Raw genomic sequence first — 14372 nt, 5'->3', positions numbered from 1 at the left:
ACGGAAGGTCATCTTGCGGGTGCATCGCACCATTATGGGTAGCGATGGTATCGGCCATGCGGCGGGAGCGGCATCTTCCGCGCACAAGGGATGGCCGCAACGAAAAAGGGCGGCCCGTTGCCGGACCGCCCCTTGTTCCTTGGCCGAAGCCGAGACGCTTAGCGCTTCGAGAACTGGAAGCTGCGGCGGGCCTTCGCCTTGCCGTACTTCTTACGCTCGACGGCGCGGCTGTCGCGGGTCAGGAAGCCGGCCTTCTTCACGGGCGCGCGCAGCACCGGCTCATACTTGGTCAGCGCCTGCGAGATGCCATGCTTCACGGCACCGGCCTGGCCCGAGAGACCGCCGCCCTTGACGGTGCAGATCACGTCATACTGGCCCTCGCGCTCGGCGACACCGAACGGCTGGTTGATGACGAGACGCAGCGTCGGACGCGCGAAATAGATTTCCTGGTCACGACCGTTGATCGTGATCTTGCCGGTGCCCGGCTTCAGCCACACGCGGGCCACGGCGTCCTTACGACGGCCGGTGGCATAGGCGCGGCCATACTGGTCCAGCTCCTGCGCACGCAGCGGCGTGGTCGGGGCGGCCGGCTCGTCGATCTGGCCGGCGAGATAGGCGTCGGCAGCGGCGGCAGCCGGAGCGGCGGCCTGGCCTTCGGTCGGCGCGGCGGGCTGCTGGCCCAGCGCGGCGCCCAGGTCGGAAAGCGACTGGCGGTTGTCAGACATTATGCACCCACCTTGTTCTTGCGGCTCATGCCGGCGATGTCGAGAACCTCGGGGTTCTGAGCTTCATGCGGATGCTCCGAACCGGCGAAGATGCGCAGGTTGCGCATCTGCTGGCGGCCGAGCGGGCCGCGCGGGATCATGCGCTCCACGGCCTTCTCCAGAACGCGCTCCGGGAAGCGGCCTTCGAGAACCTTGGCGGCGGTGATGCCCTTGATGCCGCCCGCATAGCCGGTGTGCTTGTAGTACACCTTCTGGCCGAGCTTCTTGCCGGTGAAACGGATCTTGTCCGCGTTGATTACGATGACATTGTCACCGCAATCGACGTGCGGGGTGAAGCTGGTCTTGTGCTTGCCGCGCAGGACGTTAGCGATCACCACCGCTGCACGACCGACGACGAGCCCTTCGGCGTCGACGATGTGCCACTTCTTCTCCACCTCGGCCGGCTTGGCCGACTTGGTGGTCTTCATCAGCGCCTTCATGGCCTGTGACCTTTCGCGTAGGAAATGCAGACGCGCCACCGTTGCCGGCAGCGCGATTGATGCCCCTCTGACGATTTGGCGGCTGAAAGTCAAGAAATGCGTGGGTTTGCTGACGGGTAAAATAATACCTGTCGGTTCAGCGTGTCTCTTCGGCGATCCAGCGGGTGACGGCGGCGCCGGCTTCGACGGGCCATTGCTCGATCACCGGCAGGTCATAGCCATGGATCGCCGCGATCCGCTCGCGCAGGCGCAGCGCCAGGGCAGGGCGGGTCTTGAACAGCGCCGGCACTTCCTCGCCGCGCTCGATGCCGCCCTGCCAGCGATAGATCGAGGTGCAGGGGGCGAGGATGTTGACGCAGGCTGCCAGCCGGTCCGCCAGCACCGTCTCCGCCACCCGCTCGGCATCGGCGCGGCTGGCGAAGGTGACGTAGAGCAGCGCGGTGTCGCTCACCGCGTGCGGCCGACGGCGTGAACGCCCCACACGGTCGCGCACACGAGCAGCGCGCCGACCAGCTGGTGCGTAGCGGCGACATGGATGCTGACGCCGGTCATCACCGTCGCGATACCCAGCAGGATCTGGATGCCGAACGCCGAGTGGATCGCGATCGAGGCGCGGCGGTCGCCTGCGGCCTTGGCCTTGCGGGCGAGCACGATCAGCCCCGCGACCACAACCCAGGCCCACCAGCGGTGGATGAAGTGGACGATCGCCGGATCGTAGAGCGCGGCATGGAGCGGGCCCTCGCCGATCTGGCTGACGCCGGGGAAGAAGCGGTCGTTCATCAGCGGCCACTGGTTGGTGACCAGTCCCGCGTCGAGCCCCGCGACGAGCGCGCCGTAGAAGAGCTGGATCGCCAGCAGCACCAGCACGCCCGCGCCGAGTCCGGTCAGCCGGGCAGGGCGCTCGGCATGGTTGGCGGCGAGCGCGCGCAGGTCGAGCATCGTCCAGACGATGCCGCCCAGCGTGAACAGCGCGGTCATCAGGTGGGTCGCCAGCCAGAAATGGCTGACCGAGGTGCGGGTGTGGCTGAGACCCGACTTCACCATCCACCAGCCGAACGCGCCCTGCAATCCGCCTAGTGCCAGCAGCGCGAGGAGCCGCCAGCCATAGCCTTGCGGGATCTGCTTGCGGATGGCGAACCACAGCAGCGGCAGCGCGAACACCATGCCGATCAGCCGGCCGAGCAGGCGGTGGATGTACTCCCAGAAGAAGATGCCCTTGAAGCCGGCGAGCGTCATGCCCTGATTGAGCTGCTGATACTGGCCGATCTGCTTGTAGTGATCGAACTCCGCCTGCCACTGCGCGTCATCGAGCGGGGGCACGATGCCCGAGATCGGCTTCCACTCGGTAATCGAGAGGCCCGATTCAGTGAGCCGGGTAATGCCCCCGACCACGACCATCGCGACGATCATCGCGGCGACGACGAACAGCCAGTGCGCGAGCGCGCGGGGGCGGGCGGTTAGGGGGAGAATGGTCATTTTCAGCACGTACCGCGATGTACGCGCTCGGGGAAGCGGGCGCTAGCTGCCCGCCGATGGACTTTCGGGAAGCGCGGGCGGTGCGGGCGGAGCAACGGGCTGGCGCTTCATCGCGATGTCGATCAGCGTCTCCAGGCGGATCACCCGTTCGCGCGTCTCGATCGAGTGGCGGCGGGCCTCCTCGGCCGTGTTCAGCGCCTGTTCGACCTTGTGCTGGAGGAGGGCGACCTGCTGGAGGGCGCGCAGCGCGTCGGTCCAGAAGCTCACTGGCGGGCCCAGCCGGACAGGGCGGTGGAGAGCGCATCCCAGTCGATCGAGGAATCGGCCAGCAACTGCTCGCGCACCTGGGCGCGATAGGCATCCTCGTCGAACGCGACGGCGGCGGTGCGGGCGTGCTCAAGCTGGGCGAACGCTTCGTCCGTGCGGGCATTGGCCGCTTCAAGCTGGGCGAGCAGGTCGCGCATCAGCGCCATCTCGGCGGGCGTCGGCTCGGTATAGCGTTCGGCCGCGGTGCGCATGAAGTCGCTGACCGTCATGTCCGCCGCTTCCGCATTGGCGGAAATGCGCCGCTTTTCCTCAGGCGATACCAGCACGACGACACGGCTGGAGCGAGTCTCTGAAAGCTGTGTTGCCATGTACATGTACATGGCATGTGCATGTTGGAGATTCAAGGTTGGAGTAGGGCTTGGATCCTCCCCGGAACGGGGAGGGGGGCCGCCGCCGAAGGCGGTGGTGGAGGGGGGCTCCACAAGGGACTCGCCCGCTGCGCTCCCCCTCCACCAAGCCGCTGCGCGTCTTGGTCCCCCTCCCCGTTCCGGGGAGGATCGAAATCACGCCCGCACGCCGTCGGCCAGCTCCGCCTCGTTGTAGCGCAGCGCCTTCAGCACCGTATCGACGATATGCGCGGCGTTGAGGCCGGCTTCGTCATACTGCTTCTCGGGCTTGTCCTGATCCTGGAACACGTCCGGCAGGCGCATGGTGCGCAGCTTGAGGCCTGCGTCGATCAGGCCGGTGTCGCTGGCCAGCGTCAGCACATGCGCGCCGAGGCCGCCGATCGCGCCTTCCTCGATCGTCACCGCCACTTCGTGCGTGGTGAGCAGGCGACGGATCAGATCCTCGTCAAGCGGCTTGGCGAAGCGCAGGTCGGCGACGGTCGTCGAAAGCCCCTTGGCCTCCAGCGTATCTGCGGCCTTGAGCGCCTCGGCGAGGCGGGTGCCGAGCGACAGGATCGCCACCTTCTTGCCCTCGCGGACCACGCGGCCCTTGCCGATTTCCAGCCGCTCCGGAACCTTTGGCAGTTCCAGGCCTACGCCATTGCCGCGCGGATAGCGCAGCGCGATCGGGCCGCTGTCGTGCATCGCGGCGGTGTGCGTCATGTGGACGAGCTCGACCTCGTCCGCCGCTGCCATCACCACGAAATTGGGCAGGCTGGCGAGATAGGTCACGTCGAAGCTGCCCGCATGCGTCGCGCCATCGGCGCCGACCAGGCCTGCGCGGTCGATTGCGAAGCGGACCGGCAGGTTCTGGATCGCGACGTCGTGGACGACCTGGTCGTACGCACGCTGCAGGAAGGTGGAGTAGATCGCGCAGAACGGCCGCATGCCCTGCGCGGCGAGGCCCGCGGCGAAGGTGACGGCATGCTGCTCGGCGATGCCGACGTCGAAGGTGCGCGCCGGGAAGGTCGCCTGGAACTTGTCCAGACCGGTGCCCGAGGGCATCGCCGCGGTGATCGCGCAGACGGCGGGGTCGCGCTCCGCCTCGGCGAGCAGCGCGTCGGCGAAGACCTTGGTATAGGCCGGCGGCCCCGGCGGTGCCTTGTCCTGCGCACCGGTGATGACGTCAAACTTCTGGACGCCGTGATATTTATCCGCCGCGGCTTCGGCCGGGGCATAGCCCTTGCCCTTCTTGGTCACGACATGGATCAGGATCGGGCCTTGCTCGCTGTCGCGGACATTCTCCAGCACCGGGATCAGGTGCTCGAGATTATGGCCGTCGATCGGGCCGACATAATAGAAGCCGAGTTCCTCGAACAGCGTGCCGCCGGTCGCCATGCCGCGGGCGAATTCCTCCGCCTTGCCGGCGGCCGCGGTGAGGCGGCGCGAGAGCTTGCGGGTGAAGCGCTTGGCCAGTTCGCGCAGGCCGAGATATTCGGACGACGAGATCAGCCGCGCCAGATAGGCCGAAAGTCCGCCCACCGGCGGCGCGATCGACATGTCGTTGTCGTTGAGGATCACCACCAGCCGGTTGCCGGCGGCCTCGGCGTTGTTCATCGCCTCATAGGCCATGCCGGCGCTCATCGCGCCGTCGCCGATCACCGCGATCGCCTTGCCCGGCGCTTCGTTCAGCTTGTTGGCGATCGCGAAGCCGAGCGCGGCCGAGATCGAGGTGGACGAGTGCGCGGCGCCGAAGGGATCGTACGCGCTCTCGCTACGCTTGGTGAAGCCGGACAGCCCGCCGCCCTGGCGGATCGTGCGGATCCGGTCGCGCCGGCCGGTGAGGATCTTGTGCGGATAGCATTGGTGCCCGACGTCCCAGATCAGCCGGTCGTCGGGGGTGTTGAACACATAGTGGATCGCCACCGTCAACTCGACGACGCCGAGGCCGGAGCCGAGATGTCCGCCGGTGGTGCCCACCGCACTGATGGTTTCGGCGCGAAGCTCGTCTGCCAGCTGGCGCAGCTGGGCGGGGGCGAGCTTCCGGAGCTCCTGCGGCGTGTCGACAGTGTCGAGCAGCGGCGTCTTGGGTAAGTCAGCCATGTGCGTTGTTACCGTATCGTTTCGCGCAAGTCGAACGGTCAAATCAGAGGGTCAGTCGCACTTGCCGCACTTGCCGCGTACCTCGATCACCGGACGGACCGGCGAGAATCCGGCGTGTTGCGCGGCGGAACGCACGTTCTTGGTGATCGAATCATCATCGATATGCGTGGTCTGGCCGCAGCTGTCGCACACCAGGAAGATGCAGTCGTGCAGACATTCGGGATGGGCGTTGGCGACATAGGCGTTGGCGCTTTCCACGCGGCGCGCCAGATTGGAGCCGACGAACAGGTCTAGGATCCGATAGACGCTGTTGGCGGCGACCCGGCGCCCCTCCGCCTTCGACACCGCCTCGGCGATGTCATAGGCGCTCGCAGGCTTGTCGAACCCGGCCAGCGCCTCGAACACGCGCTCGCGCATCGCGGTCCACTGTTCGCCGGCCTCTTCCAGCCGGGTGCGAGCCGCCTTGGTGAGATCGGCTCCGTGGTGCTCGTGATGATGATGCGCGGCCATGGTGGCGATGTAGGCGCTGCCGCCGATTCCGGCAAGCAGCCGCCAGTGGGTGCTCAATAGGTCGCGCGGCGGTTGAGGTCATGGCCGAGCGCGACCAGCGACACGCCGACCAGCGTCCAGAAGGTCTCGAACCCGCCATGCGGCAGCGTCAGCGCGCCGCTCATGATGCCCAGCCCGAACGCGCCAACGGCGGCGGGCGCCATATAGCCGTGATGCAATATGCCACGACCGAGCGCATAGATGCCGAAGCCGATCGCCAGCGCCAGCCCGTATTCATGAATGTGCGGGTCCAGCAGCCCGCCCGCGGTGGAGAGCAGGGTAAGAAGCACGGTCGTCGCGATGCAGTGGATGAGGCACAATCCGCTGATCCCGATCGCGATGCGATCAAAGCTGCCATCCAGGCCCGCCCACCATCGGGCTATCGGGGTACTCAGCGACATTGCCGCCATATAGGCCTCGGCAGCGGGAGGTACAATATATCATGCGCGATTTAGCGGTTAATGTGCATACAGGCAAATCGCCTTCCTGGCCGGACGAGGCAGCACGCTCTTTGGCCATGCATCAGAGAGACCTCGCCATGCCGATGTACGACGATTTGATGACGATGCGCGCTAGCAGTGCAATAATTGCAACTGCGGGTCACCAAATCGTATTCCGACTTGGGCGAAGTTCAGGCCATGCCGAAAGGGTAGGCCGGATGACGCTCTAGGGTACGTCACCCGACCATGCCCATGGTGATTACTATAGGTTGTTCTCCCTCATTTTACCAGTCCGCCTGCGCCGAATTGATCGTCTTTTGTATGCCTGTCGTCGCAGCGGTGCCGAGGTAATGGGTCTGGGCTGCGTCGGTGGCATGGACCGCCAGCAGCGAACGCGCCTCCGCCGTGGTGCGGACGCCACCGCTGCTGGCAGCGGCCGTGTCGAGCAGCCGGTCGAACAGGGACTGGCCCTCCTCCCACCAGCCGATGCCGCTTGCCGCGTTCAGATGCCCTTGCGGTCCGGCATCGACGAACAGGCTGCCCCAGCCGCGGGCGAGATCCTCGGCACGTTCGATATTGATCCAGGGATCGTCGCTGCTCGCCACCAGGACGCTGGGGAAGGGGAGCGGGCTCGCCGGAGTCGGACGGAAGGCGTGCAGCTCGGCGGGCGCCGAGTCGCGATCGACATCGGCGGGTGCGACCAGCAGCGCACCGGCGACCGGCGTGCCGAAGGTCTGCCCCGCCAGCGTCGCCCACCAGGCGACGGCGAGGCAGCCCACGCTGTGCGCGGCGAGCACCACTGGCGCCTGCGCGCTGCGGATCGCCTGGTCGAGCTTGGTCACCCAGGCGTTGCGATGCGGTGTGTCCCACATGCCGAGTTCGACTCGATGGGTGTCGGGGCGGGACTGTTCCCACAGCGTCTGCCAGTGCGACGGCCCGGAGCCGCCCAGGCCGGGGACGGTGAGGATGATCGGCGAGCGATCATCGATCGGCGAAAAGATCGTCATTGGGTTCCTCTCCTCGGGAGGGAATGGCCGGACCCCTTTTTTAATTCCCATTCGAATAGTGGACAATAAGCCATGCGCCGAACGGAGGAGCGGTTGCGCCAGAGCGTTACTCGCGCCTAAGGGTCGGCATGGCAAAGCTTCGCGCCGATCAACTGCTCGTCGACCGCGGGCTCGCCGAGAGCCGCACGCGGGCGCAAGCGCTCATCATGGCCGGGCTCGCGTTCACCGGCGAGCGCAAGATCGAAAAGGCGGGGCAGATGCTCGCCGAGGATGCGGCGGTGGAGGTGCGCGGGCGCGACCATCCCTGGGTGTCCCGCGGCGGCATCAAGCTTGCCCATGCGCTCGAGCATTTCGGCTGGGACGTGGGCGGCGACGTGGCGATCGACGTCGGCTCCTCGACCGGCGGCTTTACCGACGTGCTGCTGACCAACGGCGCGGCACGCGTCTATGCGGTGGACAGCGGCACCAATCAGCTCGCCTGGAAGCTGCGCCAGGATCCGCGCGTGACGGTCCATGAACAGACCAGCGCGCGGATACTAACGGCGGCGCACATCCCCGAGCCGATCGACCTGGTGGTGTGCGACGCCAGCTTCATCGGGCTGGCCAAGGTGCTCGACGTGCCGCTGGGCTTTACTCGCCCGGGCGCGCGGTTGGCGGCGCTGATCAAGCCGCAGTTCGAGGCAGGGCGCGAGGAAGTCGGCAAGGGCGGGGTGGTGCGCGATCCTGCGGTGCACGAGCGGGTCTGCACCGAGGTCGCGGACTGGCTGGAAGGCAAGGGCTGGCAGGTGCTGGGCGTAACGCGCAGCCCGATCACCGGGCCGGAGGGCAATGTGGAGTTCCTGATCGGCGCGGTACGGGGCGGCTCGGCCTGAACCCGGTCTAAGCGTTCGCCCCGTGTCGGCCGCGGTGCGTTGTCGATCAGCTATCGTCGTCCGGCGGCTCCTTGCCCTTTTGTGGCATGACGAAGCGCACCAGGTCGACGCAACCGACGCGCCCGCTCGTGGAAGGTGCCTGGCGGGCCTGCATCACGATTTCGCGCCCCTTTTCGCCAAAGGCCGCGGCCGGCTCGGCGGCGAGGACGCGGACATTGCCGGTCTGCCCCCAGGGCGCCACGTCATAGCCGATGATCGCCCAGCCTTCGATCCGCCGCCCTGCGAAGCCGGGCGGGAATTGCAGCGTCGGCATGCTCTTCCAGCCCGTGTCTCCGTCCGGGCACGGCGCGTCCGCGGGCCGGAAACTGGCCTTGTCGGGCGGGGGCGGCGCGGCAAGCGTCTCGTCGCTACGGCGATAATAGGGATAGGTGCAGCCGTGCCGTGCCTCGGGTGCGAAGCGCGACTGCTGCACTGCCTGCACGGAGGCGCGATCGAGTGCTGCGTTCCCGTCCGATCCGATGATCCGCACGTTCACCGGCCGTCCCTTTGCGTCGATGTCGAACGCGGTCATCGCATAGGTCCAACTGCCGGGGGCGACGGCAATTTCCTCGAAGGCGGGAAAGGCACGGAGACGCACATTCGGCGCATTGGCGCCGATGCAATTGGTGTCGGCCGGATGAAACCGGCGGAACAACGCCGGTTCGCCCGACTGCCGCGTATGGGGCGCAACGACATACCGCATCGCCATTGTCGGCGGCGCATCGATGGCGGCAACCGGCTGCGGTTCGAAACGGATCGTGCAGTTCGTGCGTGCGCCGGGCGCGAAGCGCGATGCGGCAAAGGCCGGAACCACGTCGGTATCCGCGAAGTACAGGCGGTCGGGGCTCCATTCGCCGGCGTTCGTCCGCTTGATGTCCAAGGGTCGTCCCCGCGCATCGATCTGGAAGCTGAGGGTGATCGGCAGCGGCGCTTTCCCGTTGCTGTAAACAGCGGTCGGGAAGGGTGCTTCGCGGTGCGTCAGCGCTACCGGTACACCTTCGCAGCGCGCTTCGCCGGCGGTGGGCACGATGAGGAGCAGGTTGGGTGCGGCGATCGGCTTTCCCGAACCCGGATAGGGCGGCGGTGGCGGGGGCAGTTCCTGCGCGTGCGCGGCGGGAACGGCGAGCGAAAGGAACAGCGCGGGAAAAGGCATGTCGTGAAATTGCTCTGATTTCACTGTTGTTTCAAGAACAAACTTTGCATGACGCGTTGTAATCGCCAGGTACTATCGATGTCATCTTTGGTTCATCTTGGCGTTGCTGCCGCGGCGAAGGTCGCGACGCCGCGGTCGCTGCGCGATGCATGACGTCTTTGCAGCGGTGTCGCGATCGCCTAGGCCATGGCGCGGGTCTGACAATGACGACAGGGGAGATCGCGTGAACGCACTGGCATCGAAGGCGCAACTACGTCGGGGCTTCTGGCGGCGCGCGCTGGTGACGGTGCCGATCGTGGTGCTGCTCGGCTTCGGATCGGCGATGGTCGCGCCCGCGGGCGACCAGAACCCCTGGTTCACCGCGCTCGCCAAGCCCGCAATCCAGCCGCCCAACATTGCCTTCCCGGTCGTCTGGACCATCCTCTACGTGCTGATGGGGCTGGCGCTCGCGCTGGTGCTGAGTGCGCGCGGCGCCCGGGGCCGGGCGGCGGCCGTGGTGCTGTTCGTGGTGCAGTTAGCGGTGAACCTCGCCTGGTCGCCGATCTTCTTCCGCTTCCACCTGCTCGATCTCGCGCTGATCGTGATCGTCGCGCTGGCGGTGCTCGTCGCGGTGACCATGGTTGCCTTCTGGCGCGTCCGCACGCTCGCCGGGCTGATGCTGCTGCCCTATCTGGCTTGGGTGTGCTTCGCGAGCGTGCTGTTCTCGCAGGTCCGCGACCTCAATCCGGATGCGGAAAAGATTGCGTCGGCGGCCTCGAACGCCCACATCCACCTCGAAACGCTTTGAGTGGGGTTTTTTGACATGCAGACCGACAACCGCCTGTTCGACGATCTGGTGAAGATGGTGAATGGCGCCGCCGGCACTTTCGCCGGGGTGGCCCGCGAAGCCGAGGCCGGTGCGCGCGAACGCGCCCGTGAATGGATCGGCGGGCTCGATTTCGTCAGCCGTGACGAGTTCGAGGCGGTCAAGGCAATGGCCGCCGCCGCGCGCGACGAGGCCGATGCGCTGAAGGCGCGCCTTGATGCGCTGGAGGCGAAGCTGACCCCGCAAGGGAATGCGTGACGCTGGCCTATCTTTCCTTGTCCACAGCTTTAAACGGCGGGGCGCGGGCGCAAGCTTGTGCCCCGTCCGCGTGCTTGGCACTAGCGGGCATGGCTACACGACCGAGGGCTGAATGGGCATGCTAGACGAAGCGGAATTCGACCGCGACGCCGCCGCGCCCATCGACATGCTCGAAACCTATTTCGCCGCGCATGGTTGGACCCATGAGCGCGAGGACGACGAGATCGTCGCCAAGGTGAAGGGCAGCTGGACCCAGTATGAACTCCGCGCGATCTGGCGCGAGGACGACGGCGTGCTCCAGTTCATGGGCTTCCCCGACGTGCGCGTCCCCGAGGAGCGGCGCGGGCTGGTCTACGAGACGATCGGGCTGGTCAACGAGCAATTGTGGATCGGCCATTTCGAGCTCTGGTCCTCGACCGGCATCCTGCTGTTCCGCCACGCCGCGCTGATCGACGGCGACGAGGGCGCGTCGCTGACGCTCGCCCAGGCCGAGCTGCTGGTGGAAAGCGCGATCGACGAGTGCGAGCGCTTCTACCCCGTGTTTCAGTTCGTCCTTTGGGGCGGCAAAACGCCCAGCGAGGCGATCGCCGCGGCGCTGATCGAGACCCAGGGCGAGGCCTGAGATGACTGCGCTGCTCGAACGGATCTGGCTGGTCGGTGCCGGCAATATGGGCGGGGCGATGCTCCGCCGTTGGGCCGGGGCGGGAATCGATCCTGCCGCGATCACCGTCATTGATCCGGGCAGCCCTTCCATCCCCGAGGGCGTGCGGCATGTGACCGCGCCGCCCGAGGGCGAGCGGCCGACCGCGCTGGTGCTCGCGGTGAAGCCGCAGCAACTCCACAAGGTCGCGCCGGTACTCGCGCCGTTCGTGGCGGGCGTGCCGCTGCTGGTGTCGATCCTGGCGGGGGTGGAGGTCGCGACGCTGGCGGAGGTGCTGGGGGCGCAGACCGTTGTGCGCGCGATGCCCAACCTGCCGGTCGCGATCGGCAAGGGCGTCGTCGGCCTCACCACGCCCAGCGACGATGCCGGGGCGCGCGCGGCGGCCGAGACGCTGATGCAGCCGCTCGGGCTGGTCGAATGGGTGCCGAGCGAGCCGATGCTCGATGCGCTGACAGCGCTCGCCGGCTGCGGCCCGGGCTTCGTCTTCCGCTTCGTCGATGCGCTGGCCCAGGCGGGTGCCGCGCTCGGCCTCCCCGCCGATCAGGCGCAGCGGCTGGCGCTCGCCACCGTCGAAGGTTCGGGGTTGATGGCGGCGGCTGCGAGCGAGAGCCCGGCCGTGCTGGCAGATCGCGTCGCGAGCCCCGGCGGCTCTACCCGCGAGGGCCTGAACGTGCTCGATCGCGACAACGCGTTGACCACCTTGCTGCGCGAGACGATCGCGGCGTCCGCGCGTCGCAACGCCGAAATGGCCGCCGAAGCGCGCAAATAGCGCGTTCGTCTACGGAACGCCTAGTATTCCCAACGGTTAAGCCTCCGATCCCACGTATCGACGGAGGCTTTCATGGCTACCACGACCGAACCGAAGCGGAACACCAAGACCGCCGCGAACAACACGGCCAAGACGAGCAGCAACGGCGCCAATCTGGGCGTGATCGCCGGCGCGGCGGCGGGCGGCGCGGCGCTGGGCCTGCTCGCGATGCTGGGCCGCAAGGCTGCGGTGCAGGCGCCGAGCGCGCTCGCCGGCAACTGGGACGACGCGCTGAAGGCCGAGCACAAGGCGGTGCTCAAGGTGTTCGACACGCTCGAAGCGACCGACGACAAGGCGACGATCCGCCGCAACATGCTGCTTGCGCACATCAAGCACGCGCTGATGAAGCATGCGATTGAGGAAGAGAATGTCATCTATCCGGCGCTCCGCGAAGCGGGGAAGACCGAGCAGGCGGATGAGCTCAACGCCGAGCACGGCTATGTGAAGCAGTTCCTCTACGAACTCGAGAACATGCCGAGCACCTCGCCCAAGTGGCTGGAGAAGGTGAAGGAATTCCGCGCCGCGCTGGAAAAGCACATCCGCGAGGAAGAGGACCAGCTGTTTCCCGAGCTCCGCGCCCAGCTGAGCGAGGAAAAGAACAAGGCCCTCACGCTTTCGATGAACAAGGAAGGCTTCAAGGTCGCCTGAACCCCGCGGCGATGCTGGGCGCGTCAGCGCCCCAGCGTCGCTGCGCGGCCGCGCTCGTCCTCGGGCATCAGCCCCTCGAGCACGGCCCAGAATCCCCCGACGGCTCCCTGGCCGGCGCTTGAATAGGCGCCGGCCATTTTTTCGCGCAGCGCCTCGAACAACTCCGCTTCCAGCGTCGCCCCCGCCGGCGTGAGCCGCAACAGCCGCTGCCGCCGGTCGCGTGTTCCCGCACGCGTCTCGACAAGCCCGCGCTCGGCCAGTTCACCCAGCACCCGCCCCAGCGACTGTTTGGTGATCGCCAGCAGCGAGAGCAGCTCGCTCACCGTCAAATCGGGCTTGCGGGCGATGAAATAGAGCGCGCGGTGGTGCGCCCGGCCCAGCCCCTGGCGCGCCAGCCCGTCGTCGATCGAGCGGGTGAGATGCGAATAGCCGAAATAGAGCAGCTCGATGCCGCGCCGGATTTCGGGTTCGCGCAGGAAGAGGGGAGAGGCAGGAATTGGGGCAGCCATGTTGACCGTTTCTGCCACCGCGCCTAGTCCTGCGCAACCCGAGGCTCTGGGGACGAGAAAGACCGAGTGATGGAAGACGCGACGATCCTGGATTTCGAATTCGAAGCCCATACCAATCCGCGCGAGCGTGACGAGCGCGCGACGATCCTCGCCAACCCCGGCTTCGGCAAGGTATTTACCGATCACATGGCGGTGATCCGCTATTCGGCCGACAAGGGCTGGCACGACGCGCGCATCCAGCCCTATGCGCCGCTCCAGATCGACCCCGCCTGCGCCGTGCTCCATTATGCGCAGGAGATTTTCGAGGGCCTCAAGGCCTACCGCCTGCCCGATGGCGGTGCGGGGCTGTTCCGCCCGGCCGAGAATGCCCGCCGCTTCCGCGAATCGGCCGAGCGGATGGCGATGACGCCGTTGCCGGAGGCGCTGTTCCTTTCGTCGATCCGCGCGCTGGTCGAGGCCGATCGCGACTGGATCCCGGAAGGCGAGGGCGCCTCGCTGTACCTCCGCCCCTTCATGTTCGCGAGCGAGACCTTCCTCGGCGTCAAGCCGGCGAGCGAATATCTGTATCTGGTGATCGCCTCGCCGGCGGGCGCCTATTTCAAGGGCGGCGCGCCGTCGGTGACGCTGTGGGTGTCCGATCACTATACCCGCGCCGCGCCGGGCGGCACGGGGGCCGCCAAGTGCGGCGGCAACTATGCCGGCAGCCTGGTCGCCCAGGCCGAGGCGATCCGCCAGGGCTGCGACCAGGTGGTGTTCCTCGACGCGGTCGAGAACCGCTATGTCGAGGAGCTGGGCGGCATGAACGTGTTCTTCGTCTTCGACGACGGCTCGATCGCCACCCCGCCCCTCTCGGGCACGATCCTTCCGGGCATCACCCGCGAATCGCTGATCACGCTGGCGCGCGACGCGGGCGTCGAGGTCCGCGAGGAGCGCTATTCGATCGACCAGTGGCGCGAGGACGCCAAGAGCGGCCGCCTGCGCGAGGCCTTTGCCTGCGGCACCGCCGCGGTGGTGACGCCGATCGGCGCGGTGCGTGGGCAAGGCTTCGACTTCCAGATCGGCAATGGTGGCCCCGGCCTGCTGACCGAGCGGCTGCGCGAGCAGTTGGTGGGAATTCAGCGCGGAACGGTGGCGGACCCGCACGGATGGCTTGAACGTCTGTTCTGAGGCTCTATAAGCCCGCTTCC

General features: G+C 67.1%; 19 protein-coding genes. 7 read left to right on the top strand and 12 right to left on the bottom strand.

What is annotated here, in order from left to right:
* Positions 1 to 158: 158 nt before the first annotated feature.
* From rpsI to S2M10_RS03285, 10 genes are all read right to left on the bottom strand, one after another.
* Entirely contained in the window at positions 159 to 725 is a 567-nt protein-coding gene (rpsI, locus tag S2M10_RS03330; RefSeq protein ID WP_168844838.1) for a 30S ribosomal protein S9, read from the bottom strand.
* Positions 725 to 1204 (bottom strand): 50S ribosomal protein L13, encoded by a 480-nt coding sequence (rplM, locus tag S2M10_RS03325; RefSeq protein ID WP_019369452.1) that lies wholly within the window; start codon positions 1202 to 1204, stop codon positions 725 to 727. Before rplM ends, rpsI begins: the two co-directional genes overlap by 1 nt.
* Before the next feature lie 136 nt (positions 1205 to 1340).
* Positions 1341 to 1655 (bottom strand): divalent-cation tolerance protein CutA, encoded by a 315-nt coding sequence (cutA, locus tag S2M10_RS03320; RefSeq protein WP_168844837.1) that lies wholly within the window; start codon positions 1653 to 1655, stop codon positions 1341 to 1343.
* Positions 1652 to 2680: a COX15/CtaA family protein gene (locus S2M10_RS03315; RefSeq protein ID WP_168844836.1), complete on the bottom strand. Its 1029-nt coding sequence runs from the start codon at positions 2678 to 2680 to the stop codon at positions 1652 to 1654. Before S2M10_RS03315 ends, cutA begins: the two co-directional genes overlap by 4 nt.
* Positions 2681 to 2722: 42 nt before the next feature.
* Complete coding sequence (locus S2M10_RS03310) at positions 2723 to 2947, bottom strand: hypothetical protein (protein WP_168844835.1); 225 nt, start codon at positions 2945 to 2947, stop codon at positions 2723 to 2725.
* Entirely contained in the window at positions 2944 to 3315 is a 372-nt protein-coding gene (locus tag S2M10_RS03305; RefSeq protein ID WP_168844834.1) for a hypothetical protein, read from the bottom strand. The genes S2M10_RS03310 and S2M10_RS03305 overlap by 4 nt, the downstream gene beginning before the upstream one ends.
* Before the next feature lie 195 nt (positions 3316 to 3510).
* Positions 3511 to 5436 (bottom strand): 1-deoxy-D-xylulose-5-phosphate synthase, encoded by a 1926-nt coding sequence (gene dxs / locus S2M10_RS03300; RefSeq protein WP_168844833.1) that lies wholly within the window; start codon positions 5434 to 5436, stop codon positions 3511 to 3513.
* Between the two features lie 51 nt (positions 5437 to 5487).
* Positions 5488 to 5946 (bottom strand): Fur family transcriptional regulator, encoded by a 459-nt coding sequence (locus S2M10_RS03295; RefSeq protein WP_168845108.1) that lies wholly within the window; start codon positions 5944 to 5946, stop codon positions 5488 to 5490.
* 53 nt (positions 5947 to 5999) lie between these two features.
* On the bottom strand, positions 6000 to 6386 hold the full coding sequence (locus tag S2M10_RS03290) for a MerC domain-containing protein (protein WP_247650588.1): 387 nt from the start codon (positions 6384 to 6386) through the stop codon (positions 6000 to 6002).
* A gap of 323 nt (positions 6387 to 6709) precedes the next feature.
* Positions 6710 to 7432, bottom strand: coding sequence for an alpha/beta hydrolase (locus tag S2M10_RS03285; protein WP_168844831.1), 723 nt, complete (start codon positions 7430 to 7432; stop codon positions 6710 to 6712).
* 128 nt (positions 7433 to 7560) lie between these two features.
* On the opposite strand from S2M10_RS03285, the gene S2M10_RS03280 reads away from it, so the two are divergent.
* On the top strand, positions 7561 to 8304 hold the full coding sequence (locus tag S2M10_RS03280; RefSeq protein ID WP_168844830.1) for a TlyA family RNA methyltransferase: 744 nt from the start codon (positions 7561 to 7563) through the stop codon (positions 8302 to 8304).
* Positions 8305 to 8350: 46 nt separating this feature from the next.
* Here the strand turns inward: S2M10_RS03280 and S2M10_RS03275 are convergent, their stop codons facing one another.
* Positions 8351 to 9496 (bottom strand): TonB family protein, encoded by a 1146-nt coding sequence (locus S2M10_RS03275; protein WP_168844829.1) that lies wholly within the window; start codon positions 9494 to 9496, stop codon positions 8351 to 8353.
* Positions 9497 to 9719: 223 nt separating this feature from the next.
* On the opposite strand from S2M10_RS03275, the gene S2M10_RS03270 reads away from it, so the two are divergent.
* The 5 genes from S2M10_RS03270 to S2M10_RS03250 all read left to right on the top strand — a co-directional run bounded on the left by S2M10_RS03270 (position 9720) and on the right by S2M10_RS03250 (position 12676).
* A complete protein-coding gene (locus S2M10_RS03270; RefSeq protein ID WP_168844828.1) occupies positions 9720 to 10283 on the top strand; it encodes a TspO/MBR family protein in 564 nt (187 codons plus the stop codon).
* A 15-nt stretch (positions 10284 to 10298) separates the two neighbouring features.
* Positions 10299 to 10559, top strand: coding sequence for an accessory factor UbiK family protein (locus S2M10_RS03265; protein WP_168844827.1), 261 nt, complete (start codon positions 10299 to 10301; stop codon positions 10557 to 10559).
* Positions 10560 to 10671: 112 nt separating this feature from the next.
* Entirely contained in the window at positions 10672 to 11181 is a 510-nt protein-coding gene (locus tag S2M10_RS03260) for a YbjN domain-containing protein (RefSeq protein WP_010544228.1), read from the top strand.
* A gap of 1 nt (position 11182) precedes the next feature.
* A complete protein-coding gene (proC, locus tag S2M10_RS03255) occupies positions 11183 to 11989 on the top strand; it encodes a pyrroline-5-carboxylate reductase (RefSeq protein ID WP_168844826.1) in 807 nt (268 codons plus the stop codon).
* A 72-nt stretch (positions 11990 to 12061) separates the two neighbouring features.
* Entirely contained in the window at positions 12062 to 12676 is a 615-nt protein-coding gene (locus S2M10_RS03250; protein WP_168844825.1) for a hemerythrin domain-containing protein, read from the top strand.
* Positions 12677 to 12699: 23 nt separating this feature from the next.
* Here S2M10_RS03250 and S2M10_RS03245 read toward each other — a convergent pair whose 3' ends face one another.
* Complete coding sequence (locus S2M10_RS03245) at positions 12700 to 13185, bottom strand: helix-turn-helix domain-containing protein (protein WP_168844824.1); 486 nt, start codon at positions 13183 to 13185, stop codon at positions 12700 to 12702.
* Positions 13186 to 13254: 69 nt separating this feature from the next.
* On the opposite strand from S2M10_RS03245, the gene S2M10_RS03240 reads away from it, so the two are divergent.
* Positions 13255 to 14352, top strand: a complete 1098-nt coding sequence (locus S2M10_RS03240) for a branched-chain amino acid aminotransferase (RefSeq protein ID WP_168844823.1) — start codon at positions 13255 to 13257, stop codon at positions 14350 to 14352.
* Positions 14353 to 14372 lie beyond the last annotated feature (20 nt).

Source organism: Sphingomonas sp. S2M10 (genome assembly GCF_012650175.1).
In the GTDB taxonomy this organism is placed as follows: domain Bacteria; phylum Pseudomonadota; class Alphaproteobacteria; order Sphingomonadales; family Sphingomonadaceae; genus Sphingomonas.
Note: the sequence above shows the minus strand (reverse complement) of the source record. Positions and strands in the feature narration are given on the sequence as shown.

Coding starts and splice junctions, on each gene's coding strand:
- rpsI (WP_168844838.1), bottom strand. CDS start 725: ATGTCTGACAACCGCCAGTCGCTTTCCGACCTGGGCGCCGCGCTGGGC.
- rplM (WP_019369452.1), bottom strand. CDS start 1,204: ATGAAGGCGCTGATGAAGACCACCAAGTCGGCCAAGCCGGCCGAGGTG.
- S2M10_RS03315 (WP_168844836.1), bottom strand. CDS start 2,680: ATGACCATTCTCCCCCTAACCGCCCGCCCCCGCGCGCTCGCGCACTGG.
- S2M10_RS03305 (WP_168844834.1), bottom strand. CDS start 3,315: ATGGCAACACAGCTTTCAGAGACTCGCTCCAGCCGTGTCGTCGTGCTG.
- dxs (WP_168844833.1), bottom strand. CDS start 5,436: ATGGCTGACTTACCCAAGACGCCGCTGCTCGACACTGTCGACACGCCG.
- S2M10_RS03295 (WP_168845108.1), bottom strand. CDS start 5,946: ATGGCCGCGCATCATCATCACGAGCACCACGGAGCCGATCTCACCAAG.
- S2M10_RS03290 (WP_247650588.1), bottom strand. CDS start 6,386: ATGTCGCTGAGTACCCCGATAGCCCGATGGTGGGCGGGCCTGGATGGC.
- S2M10_RS03285 (WP_168844831.1), bottom strand. CDS start 7,432: ATGACGATCTTTTCGCCGATCGATGATCGCTCGCCGATCATCCTCACC.
- S2M10_RS03280 (WP_168844830.1), top strand. CDS start 7,561: ATGGCAAAGCTTCGCGCCGATCAACTGCTCGTCGACCGCGGGCTCGCC.
- S2M10_RS03275 (WP_168844829.1), bottom strand. CDS start 9,496: ATGCCTTTTCCCGCGCTGTTCCTTTCGCTCGCCGTTCCCGCCGCGCAC.
- S2M10_RS03265 (WP_168844827.1), top strand. CDS start 10,299: ATGCAGACCGACAACCGCCTGTTCGACGATCTGGTGAAGATGGTGAAT.
- S2M10_RS03260 (WP_010544228.1), top strand. CDS start 10,672: ATGGGCATGCTAGACGAAGCGGAATTCGACCGCGACGCCGCCGCGCCC.
- proC (WP_168844826.1), top strand. CDS start 11,183: ATGACTGCGCTGCTCGAACGGATCTGGCTGGTCGGTGCCGGCAATATG.
- S2M10_RS03250 (WP_168844825.1), top strand. CDS start 12,062: ATGGCTACCACGACCGAACCGAAGCGGAACACCAAGACCGCCGCGAAC.
- S2M10_RS03245 (WP_168844824.1), bottom strand. CDS start 13,185: ATGGCTGCCCCAATTCCTGCCTCTCCCCTCTTCCTGCGCGAACCCGAA.
- S2M10_RS03240 (WP_168844823.1), top strand. CDS start 13,255: ATGGAAGACGCGACGATCCTGGATTTCGAATTCGAAGCCCATACCAAT.